Origin of the sequence: Geodermatophilus sp. DF01-2 (assembly GCF_004571065.1) — a bacterium.
Classification (GTDB): Bacteria; Actinomycetota; Actinomycetes; order Mycobacteriales; family Geodermatophilaceae; genus Geodermatophilus.
On sequence record NZ_SPQN01000015.1, the window covers coordinates 1 to 19001 of the forward strand.

At 74.5% G+C, this 19001-nt stretch carries 19 protein-coding genes; 9 read left to right on the plus strand and 10 right to left on the minus strand.

Annotated elements, in window-relative coordinates:
- The coding region (locus E4P41_RS06685) for an LCP family protein (RefSeq protein WP_135140128.1) at nt 1-1523 on the plus strand (1523 nt) is incomplete at its 5' end.
- Nucleotides 1524-1679: 156 nt separating this feature from the next.
- Here E4P41_RS06685 and pstB read toward each other — a convergent pair.
- From pstB to E4P41_RS06715, 6 genes are all read right to left on the minus strand, one after another.
- Nucleotides 1680-2459, minus strand: a complete 780-nt coding sequence (pstB, locus tag E4P41_RS06690) for a phosphate ABC transporter ATP-binding protein PstB (RefSeq protein WP_135140129.1) — start codon at nt 2457-2459, stop codon at nt 1680-1682.
- 24 nt (nt 2460-2483) lie between these two features.
- The gene (gene pstA / locus E4P41_RS06695) at nt 2484-3569 is read right to left on the minus strand and encodes a phosphate ABC transporter permease PstA (RefSeq protein WP_135140130.1); all 1086 of its coding nucleotides are present in this window, start codon (nt 3567-3569) and stop codon (nt 2484-2486) included.
- On the minus strand, nt 3569-4525 hold the full coding sequence (gene pstC, locus E4P41_RS06700; RefSeq protein WP_135140131.1) for a phosphate ABC transporter permease subunit PstC: 957 nt from the start codon (nt 4523-4525) through the stop codon (nt 3569-3571). The genes pstA and pstC overlap by 1 nt, the downstream gene beginning before the upstream one ends.
- Before the next feature lie 125 nt (nt 4526-4650).
- On the minus strand, nt 4651-5766 hold the full coding sequence (pstS, locus tag E4P41_RS06705; RefSeq protein ID WP_135140132.1) for a phosphate ABC transporter substrate-binding protein PstS: 1116 nt from the start codon (nt 5764-5766) through the stop codon (nt 4651-4653).
- Nucleotides 5767-5974: 208 nt separating this feature from the next.
- A complete protein-coding gene (gene mshD, locus E4P41_RS06710; protein ID WP_245177152.1) occupies nt 5975-6907 on the minus strand; it encodes a mycothiol synthase in 933 nt (310 codons plus the stop codon).
- Nucleotides 6908-6951: 44 nt separating this feature from the next.
- Entirely contained in the window at nt 6952-7722 is a 771-nt protein-coding gene (locus E4P41_RS06715) for a response regulator transcription factor (RefSeq protein ID WP_135140133.1), read from the minus strand.
- A gap of 126 nt (nt 7723-7848) precedes the next feature.
- Between E4P41_RS06715 and E4P41_RS06720 the strand changes: the two genes are divergently transcribed.
- From E4P41_RS06720 to E4P41_RS06745, 5 genes are all read left to right on the plus strand, one after another.
- Entirely contained in the window at nt 7849-8082 is a 234-nt protein-coding gene (locus E4P41_RS06720; RefSeq protein ID WP_135140134.1) for a hypothetical protein, read from the plus strand.
- Nucleotides 8079-8897: a hypothetical protein gene (locus E4P41_RS06725; protein ID WP_135140135.1), complete on the plus strand. Its 819-nt coding sequence runs from the start codon at nt 8079-8081 to the stop codon at nt 8895-8897. The genes E4P41_RS06720 and E4P41_RS06725 overlap by 4 nt, the downstream gene beginning before the upstream one ends.
- Nucleotides 8898-8907: 10 nt before the next feature.
- Complete coding sequence (locus E4P41_RS06730; protein WP_135140136.1) at nt 8908-9597, plus strand: DUF2993 domain-containing protein; 690 nt, start codon at nt 8908-8910, stop codon at nt 9595-9597.
- Nucleotides 9598-10082: 485 nt separating this feature from the next.
- Complete coding sequence (locus E4P41_RS06740) at nt 10083-10916, plus strand: sulfurtransferase (protein ID WP_135140137.1); 834 nt, start codon at nt 10083-10085, stop codon at nt 10914-10916.
- A gap of 2 nt (nt 10917-10918) precedes the next feature.
- A complete protein-coding gene (locus E4P41_RS06745; RefSeq protein ID WP_135140138.1) occupies nt 10919-11212 on the plus strand; it encodes a DUF1416 domain-containing protein in 294 nt (97 codons plus the stop codon).
- Nucleotides 11213-11367: 155 nt separating this feature from the next.
- Here E4P41_RS06745 and E4P41_RS06750 read toward each other — a convergent pair whose 3' ends face one another.
- The 3 genes from E4P41_RS06750 to E4P41_RS06760 all read right to left on the minus strand — a co-directional run bounded on the left by E4P41_RS06750 (nt 11368) and on the right by E4P41_RS06760 (nt 14967).
- Nucleotides 11368-12615, minus strand: a complete 1248-nt coding sequence (locus E4P41_RS06750; RefSeq protein ID WP_245177153.1) for a SpoIIE family protein phosphatase — start codon at nt 12613-12615, stop codon at nt 11368-11370.
- A gap of 157 nt (nt 12616-12772) precedes the next feature.
- Entirely contained in the window at nt 12773-14116 is a 1344-nt protein-coding gene (locus tag E4P41_RS06755; protein ID WP_135140140.1) for a right-handed parallel beta-helix repeat-containing protein, read from the minus strand.
- A 167-nt stretch (nt 14117-14283) separates the two neighbouring features.
- A complete protein-coding gene (locus E4P41_RS06760; RefSeq protein ID WP_135140141.1) occupies nt 14284-14967 on the minus strand; it encodes a TetR/AcrR family transcriptional regulator in 684 nt (227 codons plus the stop codon).
- Between the two features lie 127 nt (nt 14968-15094).
- Between E4P41_RS06760 and E4P41_RS06765 the strand changes: the two genes are divergently transcribed.
- The 3 genes from E4P41_RS06765 to E4P41_RS06775 all read left to right on the plus strand — a co-directional run bounded on the left by E4P41_RS06765 (nt 15095) and on the right by E4P41_RS06775 (nt 18441).
- Nucleotides 15095-16024 (plus strand): NAD-dependent epimerase/dehydratase family protein, encoded by a 930-nt coding sequence (locus tag E4P41_RS06765; protein WP_135140142.1) that lies wholly within the window; start codon nt 15095-15097, stop codon nt 16022-16024.
- 198 nt (nt 16025-16222) lie between these two features.
- Nucleotides 16223-16756 carry an FABP family protein gene (locus tag E4P41_RS06770; protein ID WP_135140143.1) on the plus strand — a complete coding sequence of 178 codons (534 nt, stop codon included), beginning with the start codon at nt 16223-16225 and terminating at the stop codon, nt 16754-16756.
- Nucleotides 16753-18441, plus strand: coding sequence for a DUF885 domain-containing protein (locus E4P41_RS06775; RefSeq protein WP_135140144.1), 1689 nt, complete (start codon nt 16753-16755; stop codon nt 18439-18441). The genes E4P41_RS06770 and E4P41_RS06775 overlap by 4 nt, the downstream gene beginning before the upstream one ends.
- 31 nt (nt 18442-18472) lie before the next feature.
- Here the strand turns inward: E4P41_RS06775 and E4P41_RS06780 are convergent, their stop codons facing one another.
- Nucleotides 18473-18973 (minus strand): hypothetical protein, encoded by a 501-nt coding sequence (locus E4P41_RS06780; protein ID WP_135140145.1) that lies wholly within the window; start codon nt 18971-18973, stop codon nt 18473-18475.
- Between the last annotated feature and the right edge of the window lie 28 nt (nt 18974-19001).

Consider the following 19001-nt stretch of genomic DNA (forward strand, 5'->3'; position numbering starts at 1 on the left):
CCCCGCTCGCCGGCGCGACCCGGCTGGCGCCGCCCTCGCCTCGTGAGCGGAGGGCCGCCCGCCGCGCCGCACGGAGTCCCGGCCGCCGGCGGCTGGTCCGCGCGGCCACGGGCCTGGTGGTCCTCGTCGGCGTGGTCCTCGCCTACCACCTGGGCCTGTACTTCTACGTGGACCACAGCATCCAGCGGGTGGACGCGCTGACGCCCGACGGTCCGGAGGTGCTCGCTCCCGCGCTGCAGGAGGGCGCGGCGACCTACCTGGTCGTCGGCACGGGGCTGCCGGGGGAGGAGGGACCGGGGTCGGTGGCCACCTTGCTGGCGCACGTCAGCCCCGACGAGCAGCGGGCGGTCCTGGTGAGCATCCCGCCGACCGCGCTGGTCGACACGCCGTCCTGCATCCGCCCCGACGGTGAGGTTCGCGAGGCGGTGACCGAGTCCTTCGCCGCTTCACTGCTGGAAGGCGGGCCGGCGTGCACGGTTCGCGCGGTGCAGCAGCTCTCCGGGCTGCGGGTCGACCACTACCTGGGCGTGGACCTCGCCCGGCTGCCCGGCATGGTCGACGCCCTCGGAGGTGTGTCGGTCTGTCTGCCCGCGCCGTCGCCGGCGGTCGCCGCCTCGGCCGATCCGCTCCCGGCCGGCGCCAGCCGGCTGTCCGGGGAGCGCACCACGAGCTACCTCACTCCCGGTGACGCGGGCGCCGACGTCACCGGGGAGGCGGTCGCCGAGCGCGCGCAGCTGGTGCTCACCTCCACCCTGCGGACGGCGATGTCCGCGGGGACGCTCGGGAACCCCGTCACCCTCACCCGCTTCCTCACCCGTGCCTCCGACGCCCTCACCGTCGACGAGGAGGCCACCCTGGGGGACCTGCGCACCTTCGCCGGCACGCTCGGTGACCTCTCCGGGAACGCGGTGCAGCGCATCGGCCTCCCGGTGGCGCAGGTCGGCTACGTGCCGGCCGGCAGCGAGCAGGCCCACGTGCTGCTCGACGCCGCGGCCACCCGCTCGCTGTTCGACGAGGTGATCGAGCGGGGTCGGCTGCCCGAGGAGCTGACCGCACCGGAGGCCGCCGACCCGGCCGTGGCCGCGGCGCCCGCGCCGGCCGCCGCCGAGCAGCCCGTCACCCCACCGGCGCCGCAGCCGCTGACCGCCGCCCCCGCGGACATCACCGTCGAGGTGCTCAACGGCACCGCGACCAACGGTCTGGCCGCCACCGTGGCCGACCTGCTGCGCGCCCAGGGCTTCGGGGTGAGCCAGGTCGGCAACGAGCTCGGCGTGGTGAGCGGGACCCTCGTCCGGTACGGCGCCGGCGCCGAGGAACAGGCCCGCACGGTCGCCGCCGCCATCCCCGGCGCGGTGCTCCAGCCCAGTGACGCGACCGGCGGTGCCGTGCAGCTCGTGCTCGGCCCCGGCTACTCCAGCGTCGTCCCGGTCGTCGTGGGCCCGCCCCCGGCCGCCGAGACGCCCGCGCCCGAGGCCCCCTCCGCGCCGTCCGCCGTGTCGGCCCCCGAGCCGATCGCCTGCTGAGCACAGCCGAGCCCACTGATTGGGCGCTCAGCGTGGTGTCCGCCAGCCCGGAGACCACGCTTTCTGCACAGTCGCGGGAACCGGGCGGGGCAGGGGCGGCCACCCTCCAGGGCACCGCCCCGAGCTTGCGAGGGGTGGGGAGAACGGGGTCCTTCGTCAGCCGAAGCGGCCGGAGATGTAGTCCTCGGTCGCCTTCTGGTCGGGGTTGCTGAAGATCTTCTCGGTCGGGTTGAACTCGATCAGCCGGCCGGGCTGGCCCACCCCGCTGAGGTTGAAGAAGCCGGTCTGCTCGCTCACCCGCGCCGCCTGCTGCATGTTGTGGGTGACGATGACGATGGTGAACCGCTCCTTGAGCTCGGTCATCAGGTCCTCGATCGCCAGCGTGGAGATCGGGTCCAGCGCCGAGCACGGCTCGTCCATCAGCAGCACGTCGGGCTCGACGGCGATGGCGCGGGCGATGCACAGCCGCTGCTGCTGACCGCCGGAGAGGCCGGCGCCGGGGCGGTCCAGCCGGTCCTTGACCTCGTTCCACAGGTTCGCGCCGCGCAGCGAACGCTCCACCAGGTCGTCGAGCTCGGACTTGCGCATCTTCTTGCTGTTGAGCCGCATGCCGGCGGCGACGTTGTCGTAGATCGACATCGTCGGGAACGGGTTGGGCCGCTGGAACACCATGCCGACCTGCCGGCGGACGTCGACCGGGTCGACGTCGGAGCCGTAGAGGTCGACGCCGTCCATGACGACCTTTCCCTCGACGCGGGCGCCGGGGATCACCTCGTGCATCCGGTTGAGCGAGCGCAGGAAGGTCGACTTCCCGCAGCCCGAGGGGCCGATCAGGGCGGTGATGCTGCGCGGCTCGATCGAGACGTTGACGCCCTCGACCGCCAGGAAGTTGCCGTAGTAGATGTCGAGGTCGGACACGTCGATGCGCTTGGCCACTGCAGGTCCTCCAGGGTTGCCCGGTCAGCGACCGGTCTTGGGAGCGAAGAAGCGACTGATGAGCCGGGCGACGACGTTGAGCCCCATCACCAGCATGATGAGCACGAGGGCCGCCGTCCAGGCCCGGTCGGTGGCGAACTCCGGCGGCACGCCCGGCTGGGTCAGCTGGTAGTAGGCGAAGACCGGCAGCGTGGCCATGCGGCCCTCGAACGGGTCGAGGTTGGTCGCGTTGGTGATGCCGAGGGTGATCAGCAGCGGGGCGGTCTCGCCGACCACCCGGGCGATCGCCAGGGTGACGCCGGTGCCCAGGCCGGCGATCGCGGTCGGGATGACGACCTTGACGATCGTCCGCCACTTGGGCACCCCGAGGGCGTAGGAGGCCTCGCGGAGCTCGTTCGGCACGAGCTTGAGCACCTCCTCGGCCGACCGGACGACGACCGGGATCATCAGCACCGAGAGGGCGACCGCCCCGATGATGCCGAGCCGGATGCCCGGGCCCAGGAAGAGCGCGAACAGGGCGTAGGCGAACAGGCCGGCGACGATCGACGGGATGCCGGTCATGACGTCGACGAGGAAGGTGATCGCCCGCTTCAGCCGTCCGGTGGCGTACTCGACCAGGAAGATCGCGGTCATCAGACCGATCGGCACCGAGATCAACGTGGTCAGCGCGGTGATGACCAGGGTGCCCAGGATGGCGTGGTAGGCGCCGCCGCCCTCACCGATGATCCCGACCAGCGAGTAGCTGAAGAACTCGACGTCCAGACGCTCGATGCCGCGGCTGACCACCTCCCAGACCAGCGAGAACAGCGGCACCATCGCCACGCCGAAGGCGCTGACCACCAGACAGGTCACCAACCGGTCGGTGGCCCGGCGGGGGCCCTCCACGGCCCGGGCGAGCGCGTAGACGGCCAGCGTCCCGAGGACGACGGTGTAGAGGACGACGAGCGCGATGTTCAGGTCGAGCACCGGCCAGAGCAGCCCGACCAGGACAGCCGCGCCGGCGAAGCAGGCCCAGGGCACCCAACGGGCCAGGCGCCCGGCGCGCTCGCGACCGCGAGGCGGGGGCGCGCTGCTGCCCGAGGCGACCGGCGCCGTGGAGGTCTGGGTCATCAGTTGGCTCCGGAGAAGTCGGCGCGGCGGTTGACGATGGCCCGGGCCAGCATGTTGACCGCGAAGGTGATGACGAACAGCGCCAGCCCGCTGGCGATCAGCGTGTTGATGTCCAGGCCCGAGGACTCGGGGAACTCCAGGGCGATGTTCGCCGCGATCGTCGACGGGTTGCCGCTGCTGATCAGGTTGAACGTGATGCCGCCGGAGACCGACAGCACGATGGCGACGGCCATGGTCTCGCCGAGCGCCCGGCCGAGGCCGAGCATGGCGCCGCCGACGACGCCGGAGCGGCCGTAGGGGAAGACGGCCATGCGGATCATCTCCCAGCGGGTGGCCCCGAGGGCCAGCGCCGCCTCGCGGTGCAGGCTGGGCACCTGCAGGAAGACCTCCCGGGAGATGGCGCTGATGATCGGCAGGATCATCACGGCGAGGACGAGCCCGACGGTCAGCATGGTCCGCCCCGTGGTGGAGGCGGGGCCGGCGAACAGCGGGATGAAGCCGAGGTTGCGCTCGAGCCACTCGTAGAGCGGCACCAGCTTGGGCGCGAGCCAGAAGATGCCCCAGAAGCCGTAGACGATGCTCGGGATCGCGGCCAGCAGGTCGACCAGGTAGCCGAGCACCTGGGCCAGCCGCCGGGGAGCGTAGTAGCCGATGAACAGGGCGATGGCCACGGCCAGCGGGGTGGCCACCAACAGCGCGATGACCGCGGCGAGCAGGGTGCCGAAGACCAGCGGGGCGATGTAGGAGACCAGGCCGCCGTCCCCCGGGATCTCCTCGGCCGGCGCGATGAGCGCGGGGAACGCCTCGACGAGGAGGAACGCGGTGACCCCGGCGAGGATGACGAGGATGAGGATGCCGGCGCCCTTGGCGGTCCCGGCGAAGACCCGGTCGCCGGGACGGCGGACCGACCGTCCGGTCCCGGGAGGGGACGGGGGTGTGGTCCTGGTGCTGCTCACCGTTGCTCCGTGGGGTGTGGGCCGGACGTGGGGACTCGCGGAGGGTTCAGGGACCGCCCGCGGCCGGGCGGCCGACGGCCCGGGGTGCCGTGGGGCGCCCCGGGCCGCTGCCGGTCATTGTCTGCTCAGCCGGCGGAGATCGCGTCCACCGCGGTCTGGGCCTGCTCGCGCAGCGCGTCGGAGATCGGCGCGGATCCGGACGCCTCGGCGGCGGCCTGCTGACCCTCCTCGCTGATCACATAGCCCATGAAGTCGGCCACGAGGTCGGCGGTCTGCCGGTCGTCGTACCGGACGCAGCCGATGTGGTAGCTGACCAGCACGATCGGGTAGTTGCCGGACTCGGCGGTGTCCCGGTTCACCTCGATGGCGAAGTCGTACTCGTCCCGGCCCTCGAGACGCTCGGAGTTCTCGACCACCGCGGCCGCGGCCTCGGGGGTGGGGGTGACGAACTCCTCGCCGACGCCGATGGCGGCCACTCCCAGGTCGCCGGCCTGGGAGAGGTCGGCGTAGCCGATGGTGCCGATGCCCGCGCTGACCGCGCTGACCACGCCGGAGGTGCCCTGGGCGGCCTCACCGCCGGCGACCGGCCAGTCGCCGCTGGGCTCGTACGGCCACGCCTCGCCGGCCGCGGCGGCCAGGTACTCGGTGAAGTTCTCCGTGGTGCCCGACTCGTCGGAGCGGTTCACCGGGGTGATGGCCAGGTCGGGCAGGGCGACGCCGGGGTTGTCGGCGGCGATCGCCGGGTCGTTCCAGTTGGTGATCTGCTGGTCGAAGATGCCGGCGAGCACCTCGGGGGAGAGGTTGAGCTGGTCGACGCCCTCGAGGTTGTGGACGACCGCGATCGGCGAGATGTAGTTCGGCAGCTCGAAGACCCCGGAGCCGTTGCAGCGCTCCTCGGCCTGGGCGAGCTCCTCCTCGTCGAGGGCCGCGTCGGAGCCGGCGAAGTCGGTGCCGCCCGCCAGGAACTGCTCGCGACCACCGCCGGAGCCCACCGGGTCGTAGTTCACGGTCACGCCCGGCTGCACATTCGAGTAACCGGCTCGCCAGCCCTGCATCGCAGCCTGCATCGCACTGGAGCCGGCACCGGCGATGGTGCCGTCCAGCTGCCCGGAGTCACCGGCGGCGCTGATGCCGCTCTCACCGGCAGCCTCCTCGTTCGCGGCGCCGCACGCGGTCAGCGCGAGCGTGCCGGCGAGCGCGGTCGAGAGGACGGCGGCGCGCGGCCTGGTGCTGAGTCTCACGGCAGTGGCCTTTCGACGGGTGCGCCCGGAGCCATCTGCCGGGCAGCGCGGAGCCAACGGGCACCGACGGTAGGGAGCCGAGGTGGACGTCTCCGGGTCGCTCGATGAACGCGGGATGAACGGCGGTGGAGGCTTCCGTCACGGGCCGTGGGCCGGCTCACGCCCACGGGTGGATGCACCGCGGAGACCGGCGGGGGAAGGGGCTCGCTCAGCCGGTACGGCGCCACGAGACGTCGGCGGCGTACCGGATGAAGCCGCTGCGCTCGTACAGCGTCACCGCCGCCGTGTTGTCCTCCTCGACGTAGAGCAGGACCTGGTGCAGGCCCCGGTCGCGCAGGTGTGCGAGGCCCACGTCGGTGAGCGCGCGCCCCAGGCCCAGGCCTTGCGCGTCGGGGTCGATGCCCAGCACGTAGACCTCGCCGACCGGCTCGGGACCCTCGTCGCCGGGCGGGTGCACCTTCGTCCAGTGGAAGCCGACCAGGGTGGCGTCGCCGTCGACGTCGGGGTCGCCCCGCCAGGCCAGGAAGAACCCGGCCGGGTCGAACCACGGCTCGGCCTCGCGCAGTCGCAGGTCGCCGTCGGTCCAGCTGCCCTGCTCGGGGTGGGTGGCGAAGGCGCGCGCGTTGACCCGCAGCCAGGCCGCCTCGTCCACGCCGGGCCGGAAGGTGTGCACCCGCACGCCCTCGGGCAGGGCCGGCCGGGACGCGGGAGCGCACCCGGCCAGGCTGGGGTTCGGCCGGTCATGAGCGGCCTCGCCGAGGTCGCGGCGCAGTTGCAGGAGGACCCGGGCGCGTTCGTACCCGCCCCGCTGTGCCAGCTCGGCCGAGCCGGGGAGGTCGCCGTGGGCCCACACCCGCAGCGGACGGTCGCCGGCCAGTTTCTCGAGCCGGGCGAGCAGGGCGCGGCCGGTCCCGCGCCGCCGGAAGGCGGGGGAGACGACGAGCTCGGCCTCGGCGTCCCCCGTGCCGACCCCGCCCTCGAACCGCGCGTACCCGGCCAGCGCGCCGTCCGGGGTGGCGGCCAGGACGTCGCGGCCGCCGCCGGGGCCACCGTGCTGCAGCCTCAGCTCGGCCTCCTCCGACAGCGGGCGGACGCCGTCGGCCGCGGTGGCCGCGCGCAGCAGTGCCAGGACCGCGGGCACGTCGGCCGGGCCGAGCCGGTCGACGTCCCGGACGGAGACGAAGGTCAGGACGGGCCTCGGACCAGCTCGGTGTCGTTCTGCGCGGTGTCCTCGGCGACGCGGGCCTCGGCCCGCGCCGCCGCCGCGGTGGCGGCGGCGACCTGCTGGTCGAGCTTGTAGCCCACGTTGCGCACGGTGCCGATCAGTGCCTCGTGCTCGGTCCCGAGCTTGGCCCGCAGCCGGCGCACGTGGACGTCGACGGTCCGCGTGCCGCCGAAGTAGTCGTAGCCCCAGATCTCCTGCAGCAGCTGCGCGCGCGAGAAGACCCGGCCCGGGTGCTGGGCCAGGTACTTCAGCAGCTCGAACTCCTTGTACGTGAGGTCGAGCGGGTGGCCGCGGAGCTTGGCGGAGTAGCTGTGCTCGTCGATCACCAGCTCGCCGGCCTGGGTCACGCCGCCGTCGGCGCCGTCCGCGGAGGAGGCGGCGGACAGGCGGCGGGCGGTGGCCCACTTCAGCCGGGCGTCCACCTCGGCCGGGCCGGCGGTGTCAAGCAGCACGTCATCGACGCCCCAGTCGGCCGACAGCGCGACCAGGCCGCCCTCCGAGAGCACCGCCACCAGCGCCGAGGCGACGCCGGTGGAGGAGAGCAGCCGGCACAGGGTGCGGGCCTGGATCAGGTCGTGGCGGGCGTCGACGAGGACGACGTCCCCCGCGTCGCCGTCGAGCAGGCTCGACAGCTCGGGCGCGACCACGCGGACGTGGTGCCCCAGCAGGCCGAGCGCGGGCAGCACCTCGGTCGTGGCCTGGCGTGCGCCGGTCATGAGCACGAGTCGCATGACGTCTCCTCAAGGGGGAGCCGGGGACGGTGGAGCGCGTCCGGGGGCCCACGACGGCGCTGTCGGTGAGCCAGCAGGATAGCCGACGTGTCGCCCAGCACCCCTCCGATCCATGGTTCGCGACACGTGGGGGTCGGCACGGAGGACGGTGTGCGGTTGGCCGGCGTCGCCGTCCCGTCCGCGCCGCCGGCCTCCGCCACCCGGCCGCTGACCTTCGTCGCCGTGCACGGGCTCACCGGCTCGGTCGCCCGGGCGTCGTTCCTCCGGGTCGTCCCGGGGTCCGGACACGCCGAGAGCGGGGCCACCGCTCCGCTCGTCGAGCGGATCGGGCGCTGGGCGTCTGCCACCATCGACCCGTGACAGCGGCCGAGGTGGGGACGGGTCTGCCCGTCCGGGCGTGGCACCTGGCCGCGGCCGGGGCGGTCGCGCTGGCGACCGCGCTGCTCGTCCTCCTGCCCGGGTACGCCGGCGAGGCGGGACGGCTGGCGGCGGTCGCCGTCCTGCAGGTGGCGCTGGTCGCGGCGTGGGTGCCGGCGACCGGCATCCCGGCCCGGGCCGGCGCCCCGGTGCTCGGGCTGGCCGCAGCGGCCGGTGCGGACCTGCTGCTGGTGGTGCCCGAGCGGCCCGAGATCGGTTCGCTGCTCGCCGTGCCGGGGCTGGGCCTGCTGGCCGCGGTGCTGCACCAGATGCTGCGCCGGGCGCCGCGGCGCGACGTGGTGGGTTCCCTGGCCGGCGTCCTCCTGCTGGTGTGCGCGGTGTCCGCGCTCGCGGTGCTCCTCCTGCTGCCCACCGCCGGGGATGCGCCGGCCGCGACCACGGCGCTGCTCCTCGTCGGGACGACGCTGCTGGTCGGGCACCTGGTCGACCTGGTGCTGCCGCGCCCCCCGGTCGCACCGGGCGTGCCGCGCGGAGTGCCGGCCCTGGTGCTCTCCGTGCTGGCGGGTGCGGTCCTGGCCCTGCTCCGCACCGGCTCCGGCGACGTGGCCACGCTGCTCGCGGCGCTCGCCGCCGGCCTGGTGCTGGGTGCCGTCGCCGCGCTGGTCGGCCTGGCCGCCGGCTACGTCGTCGCGGCCGGGCCGGGTCGGGCCTGGCCGGCGCCGCTGCTCCAGGCGGTGCTGCCGTTCGCCGCCGCCGCGCCGGTCGCGTTCTCCGTCGTGCTGCAGAACGCCCTCTGAGGGGCCGGCCGTGCGAGCGCTGCTGGTGGTGCTCCTGCTCCTGGCCGGCCTGGCACTGGTCGCCGACCGGGTGGGCGAGGAGGTCGCCGAGGCCCAGGTCGGGCAGGTCGTCGCCGAGCGGGCCGGGCTGACCGGCGCGCCGGAGGTGGAGATCGGGGGCTTCCCCTTCCTGACCCAGGCGGCCGGTGGGCGCTACCAGGAGGTCCGGATCTCCCTCGGTGCCGCCGACCTCGGGCAACCCGAGGGCGTCCTCGTCGACGTCTCCCTGCGCGGCGTCGAGGTGGCGCTGTCCGACGTCCTCTCCGGCTCGGTGCAGGAGGTACCCGTCGAACGCGTCGACGGGGCGGCGACCCTCTCCTACGCGCTGCTGGCCGAGCAACTGAGCCCCGGCGCGACCCTGGCCCGGGAGGGCGACCGGGTGCGGGTGGAGCGGACCGTCGACGTCGCGGGGCTGACGCTGCCGCTCACCGCCGTCGGCACGGTGGCGCTCGTCGACGGCGTCCTGGTGGTCGACGTGGAAGAGGCCTCCAGCGGCGGCGTCGACGTGCCCGGCCGCCTCGTCGACCAGGTCACCGACGCACTCGACCTGCGCTACGAGCTCCCGGCGCTCCCCTTCGGCCTGCAGGTCGTCGGGGTCGCGGTCGGCGACGACGGCGTGCGCATCGCCGTCGAGGCGACCGACACGGTGCTGCGCGGCTGACACCCGCGCCGCGCCGACCGGAACACGCGAACGGCGGGCCGGGTTGGTGCCCGACGTGGAGCGGACGGACGGCGCGGTGCTCGAGGGCCCGGGTGCGCACCCGGGCGAGGCCGACCTGACCGTCGTCCAGTTCTCGACGGCGTTCTGCGGGCCGTGCCGCCCGCGGAGCTCGCGACTCTCGTCGATGCGCACGTGCCGGCTGCCGCCTGCCGGGAAGGGAGGGGCCGGTGATCCGTTATTCTCGCGACCGTGGGCCTGCTGCTGACCTCCCGCCGCACAGTCGACCTGTGCCGCGTCGGCAGCTGCCTGTGTCCGGCCTCCTGAGGACGAGGCCGCTCGTCCGGACGCGCTCCCACCGCCGTCCTGCAGCGCTCCGCACAGACGCGCCCGCACCGCCCCGCCGCTGGGTCGCGCCCCATTCCCGCACCGCCTGACCCGTACGCGCACACCCCGACCGCACCCACCGACCACGGGAGGAACACCTCATGAGCCGCAACGACGTGCTCGTCTCCGCCGACTGGGCCCAGGAGCACATCGGCACCCCCGGCACCGTCTTCGTCGAGGTCGACGAGGACACCAGCGCCTACGACAAGGGCCACATCGAGGGCGCGGTGAAGCTGGACTGGAAGACCGACCTCCAGGACCCGCTGCGCCGTGACTTCGTCGACCGCGAGCAGTTCGAGCAGCTGCTGTCGGCCAAGGGCATCGGCAACGACGACACCGTCGTGCTCTACGGCGGCAACAACAACTGGTTCGCCGCGTACGCGTACTGGTACTTCAAGCTCTACGGCCACGGCGACGTCAAGCTGGTCGACGGCGGCCGCAAGAAGTGGGAGCTCGACAGCCGCCCGCTGTCGACCGACGTCGTCGAGCGTCCGACCACCCAGTACGTGGCCAAGGAGCCCGACACCTCCATCCGCGCCTTCCGCGACGAGGTCGTCGCCGCCATCGGCCAGCAGAACCTGGTCGACGTCCGCTCGCCCGACGAGTTCGCCGGCAAGCTGGTCGCCCCCGCGCACCTGCCGCAGGAGGGCGCGCAGCGTCCCGGCCACATCCCCAGCGCGGTGAACGTGCCGTGGAGCAAGGCGGCCAACGAGGACGGCACCTTCAAAAGCGACGACGAGCTGCGCAAGCTCTACGCCGACGCCGGCCTCGACACCGGCAGGGACACCATCGCCTACTGCCGGATCGGGGAGCGCTCGAGCCACACCTGGTTCGTGCTGCGCGAGCTGCTCGGCCACCAGAACGTCAAGAACTACGACGGCTCGTGGACCGAGTACGGCTCGCTCGTCGGCGTCCCGATCGAGAAGGGGGCCTGAGCATGTGCGGCGCTCCCAGGCAGGGCGGCGCGCTCGCCGGCGTGGACCTGACGACCCAGACGGTCATCCAGGGCCAGGTCTGGCACGACGGCGCGCCCGTCGCCGGCGCCTACGTGCGGCTGCTCGACGCCACCGACGAGTTCACCGCCGAGGTGGTCACCAGCCCGGAGGGCGAGTTCCGATTCTTCGCCGCGCCGGGCGAGTGGAAGCTCCGGTCCCTCGCGCCGGTCGGCAAGGGCGAGCGCGTGCTCACCGCCGACGTCGGCCTGAACGAGACCACCGTCGCGATCGACTGACGGCGCCCACCGCGCCCCTCCGACGGCGCCCGCCCGGAACCTGCCCGGCGGGCGCCGTCCTCGTCTCTGGACGGGCTGTTGCAGGTGCAGGCCTGGCAGGACGACGTTCCCGCGGGAGCGAGGTGCAGCCACGCGACCCCCTGGAACAGCCCCGTCTAGGCGATACCGGGCGGCAGGCGGTTGGGGCCTGCCTCGGACGGCCGCGGACGGTCCTCCGGATGGGTCCGGACGGCGACCAGCGCGACGTCGTCCGCCCCGTCCACGGGCAGCATCCGGGCGAGGAGCGTGTCGCAGAGCTCCTCCAGCGGCGTCCCGCCGAGGTCCCGCAGCGCCTCCCGCAGCGCGGCCAGCCCCGTGTCCAGGTCGGAGCCCCGGCGCTCGACCAGGCCGTCGGTGACCAGCAGCAGGGTGTGCCCGTCCTCCAGTTCTACGGTGTGGTCGGCGCGTGGCGCGTGAGGGTCGATGCCGAGCATCAGGTCGGGTCGGGTCTCGAGCAGGGTCGCGGTGCCGTCCGGGGCGAGCAGCACCGGCGGCAGGTGGCCGGCGTTGCTCCACCGCAGCACGCGGGTGCCCGCGACGGGCACGTCCGGGTGGCGCTCGATGCGGGCGAGCACCACGGTCGCCAGCGTGCTGACCGCCAGCCCGCGGGCGACGTGCTCGGTGCGGGACAGCGTCGCCGACGGCGGCTCCTCGTTGTCGTAGGCCAGGGCCCGCAGCAGCCCGCGCAGCTGACCCATCGCCGCTGCGGCGTCGCTGTCGTGGCCCACGACGTCCCCGATGACGAGCATCGTCGCGCCGTCGGGCTGCAGGAACGCGTCGTACCAGTCACCGCCGACCTGCGCCTCGTGGGCGGCGGGGCGGTAGCGCACGGCGACCTGCAGATGGTCGGGCTCCGGCGGCGGGGTCAACAGGGCCTGCTGCAGCCGGTCCGACAGGGCGCGCTGTGCAGCGGCACGCTCGGTCACGCGTCGTAGCTCGGCGGCCTGGCGCTGGGCGGCCAGGCGGTCGGTCAGGTCGCGGAAGGAGACGACCACGCCGGTCACCACGCCGTCCTCCACCGTCGGGACGGCGATCAGCTCGACCGGCACCGGCGTGCCGTCGCTGCGCCAGAAGACCTCGGAGTCGGCGGCGACCGTCCGGCCGGTCCGCAGCGCTCGCCAGACCGGGCACTCCTCCCTCGGGTAGGGCGAGCCGTCGGGTCGGCGGGCGTGGATCACCGCGTGCTGATCGAGCCCGAGCTGCTCTTCCGCGGAGTGTCCGGTGATGCGCACCGCCGCCGGGTTGACGAACTCGACGCGTCCGGAGGCGTCGAGGCCGTAGATGCCGTCGGCCACGTTGGCCAGGACGCGTTCGTAGCGGGCGAGCGCGCGGGAGAGCCGGGTCTCCACCTCGCGGAGGGTCACGCCGTCGGCACCGTGCTCCTCGATGACGCCGTCCTCCTCCGTTCCGCCGGGACCTCCACCTTGCCGCATGCCGACCGGGGACGGGGCGCTGGGTCGACAGACACGCGACGGCGCCCGCTCCGGCCACGTGGTCGGAGCGGGCGCCGGACGAGCGACGTCAGTCGCAGAGGCCGTCGGGGATGGACTCCTCGCACCGGTTGTCGTCGAACTCGACCTCCCCGGTCTCGTCCCAGACGATGTCGGCCGGCTCGTTGCCCTTCGCCTTGTTGTCCTCGACCTCGCCGCTGGGCGCGGTGCCCCCGAAACCGGAGAGGACCACGATGCCGCCCGCGGCCACGGTGGTCTCGGGGCTCTGGGACACGTGGCCGGTGACCTTGTTGTCGCGCACGCGGAACTCGGTCGCGCCGAACATGACGATCCCGGCACCGCTGATGGTCGTGCCGGGCTCCGGCCCCTGGCACTCGGCGTTGTTCTCCTTCACCCGGTTGTCCCGGAGGTCCCAGCCGGCGGCCGGACCCGGGGCGTCGGCCAGCACGAGCATGCCGAGGCAGTTGTGCTCAGCGACGTTGTCCCGCGCCTTGCCGTTGCTGGCGCTGCGGAAGAAGAAGCCGAGCTCGTTGCCGACCGCATGGTTGTCCCGCACATCGGCCTGGGAGTCCGGGCTGTCGCCCACGTAGAACCCCGCTTCGGCGTTCCCGGTCGCCTCGTCGTCCCGGAACGTCGTGCCCGTGCCCACGAAGCTGGCTGCCCCGTAGCCTCCGTTGTCGGCGAACCGGCTGTCGCGGACCTTCAGGTTCTCCGTGCCGACGGCGATCAGGCCGTCACCACTGGCCCCCTTCACCGTGATGCCGCGGATGCTCACCCCCGTCACCGCGTCGCGGACCTCGATCTCGCCGGGGGGTTCTTCGGGGTTGGTGGGCGGGGGCGGAAGGACGACATCGCCCAGGATGCAGATGCCGGACATCCGCGGCTCCTCCGCGGGTGGGGCGGGCTCCTCGCCTCCGGTGCCCTCGCCTCCGGTGCCCTCGCCTCCGGTGCCCTCGCCTCCGGTGCCCTCGCCTCCGGTGCCCTCGCCTCCGGTGCCGCCTTCCTCGGCCTCGCCCTCCCCGAGGGTGTCGCACTCGGTCTGCCCGGCGCCCGCGGGGAGGAGCACCGCGTCGTGGCCGACGAGGGAGAGGTGGTCGGTCGTGATGGTGACGTTCTGCTGGTACTCGCCGGGGTGGAGGACGACGGTGTCGCCGGGCTCGGCGGCGTCCACCGCTTCCTGGATGCTCTCGCCGGGGCGGACCTCGATCTCGTCGCCGTCCCGGTCGCCGTGCTCGTCCCGGTCGTCGTCCCAGTCGTGGTCGTCCCGGTCGTGGTCGTCGTCCCGGCTGTGGGATCTGTCGTCCCCGCCGCGGTACCGGTCGCCGTCGCCCGCGGCGGCCGGTCCGGCCAGTGAGAGGGTCGTGACCGCCGCGACCGAGGCCACCGCCAGGAGTCGTGTCTTGTGGATGCGCATGGGTGCTCCCAGGTCCCGGGCGCCGGCCCCCCGGTCGGCGGACGTCCGTGTCCGCCGCCGCGTCGCCACTGAGTGCGAGGAGCCTCCACCCGGGCTCCGGCGGGCCGGAAGCCCCCGGTTCGGGGGGTCGCGGGCGCCGCTCACCGGGACCGGCCGCCGGCCGGGGCTCAGAGTCCGACGAGACCCGCGAGCTCGCCCATCGCGAGGTCGAAGTAGCGGTCGGTGTCCGTGACGGAGCCGACGAGGTGGCCGAACAGCTCGAAGCTGATCGTCCCGTAGACCGAGCTCCAGGCCAGCAGGGCACGCAGCCGGACGGCGTCGTCGAGCGCGGCGTGCTCCCCGCCGAGGACCGCAGCCGTCTCGTCGCTCACCAGCTCCGGGTCCCGGTCGCCCCCGAGCGCCTCCGGCAGCGCACCGCCGCGGGCCGCGTCGCCGAGGATGCGTCCCAGGACCACGCCCACCCGCGCGGCGGCGGGCACCGTGTCCCGCGGGGCCGCGTAGCCGGGCACGGGGGAGCCGTAGAGCAGCGCGTACTCATGGGGATGCGCCCGGCCCCACGACCGGACGGCGCGGCACACCGCCAGCCAGCGCTCCCGTGGCGGTGCGTCCGGGTCGTCGGCGTCCTCGGCGGCGGCGCCGAGCGCGTCGTAGCCGTCGATGATCAACCGGGTCAGCAGGTCGTCGCGGCTGGCGAAGTAGCGGTAGACGGCCGACGAGGCCATGCCGACCTCCCGCGCGACCGCCCGCAGCGAGAGCGCGGCCGCCCCGACCTCGGCCAGCTGCCGGCGTGCGGCGGCGGTGATCTCGGCGGTCAGCTCCGCGCGGACACGTTCACGGACGGTGGGCGGCACGTCCCCGATCGTCCCCGAAGCGAGCAGTGCACGCAACCGCGAGCGTTGCTCTTGACGCCGGACGCATGCCGTGCGAGCGTCGTCCGCAGCCGAGAGCGCTGCTCTCGACAACGCTCGAGGAGGAGCCATGGCACTGCACGTGATCGTCGGCAAGGGGCCGGTGGGGACGACGACCGCAGACCTGCTCGCCGCCCAGGGGCACCGGGTCCGGGTGCTGTCGCGCAGCGGCGGGACGTCGACCGACGCCGTCGAGCACCGGCGGGTCGACACCACCGACGCCGGTGCCCTCGCCACCGCGGTACGCGGCGCGTCCGCGCTCTACAACGCGGCGAACCCGGCGTACCACCGCTGGGCGACCGACTGGCCGCCGGTCGCCGCCGCGCTGCTCACCGCGGCCGAGCGGACCGGCGCGGTCCTGGTCACGATGTCGAACCTCTACGGCTACGGCCGCCCCGAGGGCCCCATGACTCCGGACACCCCGCTGGCCGCCACCGACGTCAAGGGCCGGGTCCGGGTCGGGATGTGGCGGGAGGCGCTGGTGGCGCACGAGGCCGGCCGGGTGCGGGTGACCGAGGCCCGCGCCGCGGACTTCGTCGGCCCCCAGGTGCCGGCCGCCTCCTCGCACCTGGTCCGGCAGCTGCCGGCGCTGCGCCGGGGGCGGACGGCGTGGGTGGTCGGCGACCCCGACGTCCCCCGCAGCTGGGCGTACCTGCCCGACGTCGCGGCGACGCTGGCGACCCTGGGGACCGACGAGCGAGCGCTCGGCCGGGCCTGGCACGTGCCGAGCGCGCCTCCCCGGTCGCAGCGGCAGGCGCTCACCGACCTGGCGGCGGTGCTCGGCGGGCCGCCGGCGCGGGTGCGCGGGATCCCGTGGCCGGTGCTGCGCGCCGCCGGGTCGGCCTCGCCGGTGATGCGCGAGGTCCTCGACGTCCGGCACCAGTTCGACCGGCCCTACGTCATCGACGCGTCGGCCACGACAGCGGCCTTCGGGCTCACCGCCACGCCGTGGGCCGAGGTGGTCGCGGCGACGGTCGGCGCCGCGCCGGTGACTGCGTGACGAAGGACCCCCGTCCTCCCCGTCCTACGCACGCTCAGGACGGTGCCCTGGACGGGGCCGTTCCAGCACCTCACCCGGCGGTCCTACGGTGGGGCGCATGGTCTCCGCCTGGGTCCTCGTCGCCCTGACCTCGCTCGCGGCGCTCGGCTGCGGATACGGCGCCGCCCGGCTGGCCCGCCGTCCGCGGGAGGCGCGCCGATGAGCGGCGACACCGAGCTGCCGGTTCCCGACACGGTCGACGTCCGCTCCGGCCCGGAAGTCTCCGAGGAGCTGCTGGCCGTGCTGCCGCTGCTCGGCGAGTGGCACGGCGAGGGGCAGGCCGCCGGCGCGGAGGGCGACCACCGCTTCGGCCAGTGGATCCGGTTCAGCCACGACGGGCGCGGTTTCCTGGCCTACGAGTCGCGGACCTGGCGGCTCACCGACGACGGCACGGTCGTCGGGCCCGCCGTCCGGGAGTCCGGCTTCTGGCGGCCGCGCGGCCGGGACGACGTGGAGCTGCTGGTGACCAGCCCCGACGGGCTGGTGGAGCTCTACGTCGGACGGGCCCGGACGACGACCAGCTGGGAGCTGACCAGCGACGTCCTGGCGCGGACGCCGGACGCCCCGGACGTGTCCCGCGCCGTCCGGCTCTACGGCATCGTCGAAGGCGCGCTCATGTACGCCATCGATCGCGCCTCCGCCGACGAGCCGCTGCGGCCCACCATGTCGGCCCGGCTGGAACGGCTCAGGTGAGCACCCCGAGACAGGTCGCCGACCGGTACGTCGACGCCGTCTGCGAGCTCGACCCGATCGTCGCCACCTCGCTGGGCACCCGTCCCGGCGACGACCGGCTGCCCGACCCGAGCCCTGCCGGCCTGGAGGCCGAGGCGCAACTGGCCCGCGGCACCCTCGCCGAGCTGGACCGGGTGCTGGCCGCAGATCCCAGCCTGGACGACGACCCGGTCGAGCGGCGCTGCGCCCGGCTGCTGCGTGAGCGGCTCGGCGCCGAGCTGGCCGCGCACGAGGCCGGCGAGGGGCTGCGGGCGCTGTCCAACCTGTTCAGCCCGGTGCACTCGATCCGCCAGGTATTCCTGCTCATGCCGACGTCCTCGGAGGAGAACTGGGCCGTCGTCGCGCGCCGCATGGCGCGGGTGCCCGAGGCCTACCGCGGGTTCCGCGCCGCGCTGGAGGAGGGCGCCCGGCGCGGTCTGCTCGTCGCGCCGCGGCAGGTGTCGACCGTGGTGGGACAGCTCGGCGAGTGGCTGGCCGGGCCGTTCTTCGCCGGCTTCGCCGCCGGCGGCCCGGACGCGCTGCGCGGCGAGCTGGACGCCGCCGCGGAGGCCGCGGACGAGGCGGTGGCGGAGGTCCGGGACTTCCTCCGCGACGACTACGGCCCGCGGACGGTGGGCACGCCCGACGCCGTCGGCCGCGACCGCTACGCGCTGGCCGCCCGCCGCTGGACCGGCTCCGACCTCGGCGCGGGCGACGGGCTGGAGGAGGCGTACGCCTGGGGCTGGGCCGAGCACCGGCGGATCGCCGCCGAGCAGCGGGCCGAGGCCGAGCGGGTGGTGCCCGGCGGGACGCCGATGGAGGCGATGCGCTGGCTCGACGTGCACGGCCCCGCCGTCGAGGGCGTCGAGGCCATCCGCCAGCGGCTGCAGGCGATGATGGACGAGGCGATCACGGCGCTGGACGGCGTGCACTTCGACCTGGCCGAGCCCGTGCGCCGGGTCGAGGCGATGATCGCGCCGCCCGGCACCGCCGCGGCGCCGTACTACACCCGCCCCGCACAGGACTTCTCCCGCCCGGGTCGCACCTGGCTGCCCACGCTGGGCCGGGAGCGCTTCCCGCTCTGGGACCTGACCTCGATCTGGTACCACGAGGGCGTCCCGGGTCACCACCTGCAGCTGGCCCAGTGGGCGTACGTCTCCGGGCAGCTGTCCACGTACCAGACCTCGCTCGGCTCCGTCGGGGCGAACGTCGAGGGCTGGGCGCTCTACGCCGAGCGGCTCATGGACGAGCTGGGGTACCTCGCCGACCCGGGGACGCGCCTGGGCTACCTCGATGCCCAGCAGTTGCGGGCGATGCGGGTGGTCGTCGACATCGGCATGCACCTGCAGCTGCCGGTGCCGGACGACGCCGACGGGGCCCTCGCCGGGCACCGCGGCCGGCCGTGGACGCCGGAGCTGGCCCGGACGTTCCTGGGCGAGCACAGCGGCGCCGACCCGGCCTTCCTCGACAGCGAGCTGGTCCGCTACCTCGGCCTGCCCGGCCAGGCGATCAGCTACAAGCTCGGCGAGCGGGCGTGGTTGGACGGCCGGGAGGCGGCGCGTCGTACCCGCGGCGACGCCTTCGACGGCCGCGCATGGCACATGGCGGCGCTCTCGCAGGGCTCACTCGGGCTCGACGACCTGGCCGAGGAGCTGGCCCGGCTCTGAACCGAGCCCGGGGGACGGGGTCGGTGGCCGGTCACCCGGTGGGGGTGGGCGCCGTCGGTGTCGTCGCCGGAGGGGGCGCCCCTCCCGGCGGGTCGTCGACCGGGGTCACCTGGCACGCCGCGAGGTCCGCCTCCAGCTGCTCCTGCAGGGGTTGCAGCCGGCGGACGACCTCGTCCAGCCGGGCGGCGTCCAGTGCCGCGGCGGCCTCTCCGAGCTCGTCCACGGCGGCGTAGGCGTCCTGGGCGGCGTTCACGGCGCGCAGGCACGGCGCGTTGACCTCGAACCGGGTCGTGGTCGTGGGGAGGGGTACGTCGGGGAGCAGCCCGCCGTCCGCCGGCAGGTCGCCGGATGCCGAGGCCGGCGGTGGCGCAGCGTCGCTGAGCAGCCCCACGGTGACCGCTCCGACGGTGAGGCCCAGCACGAGGACGACGGCCAGGACCAGCCCCGTGCGGGCTCCTGCCGCCGGGCCGCCCGGAGTCGCCGGCGAGGCCGGAGCCTCCTCGTCGTCGGTTCCGGTGCGCGACTCGGCCATGACGACCTCCTTACACGATGGACGCCGA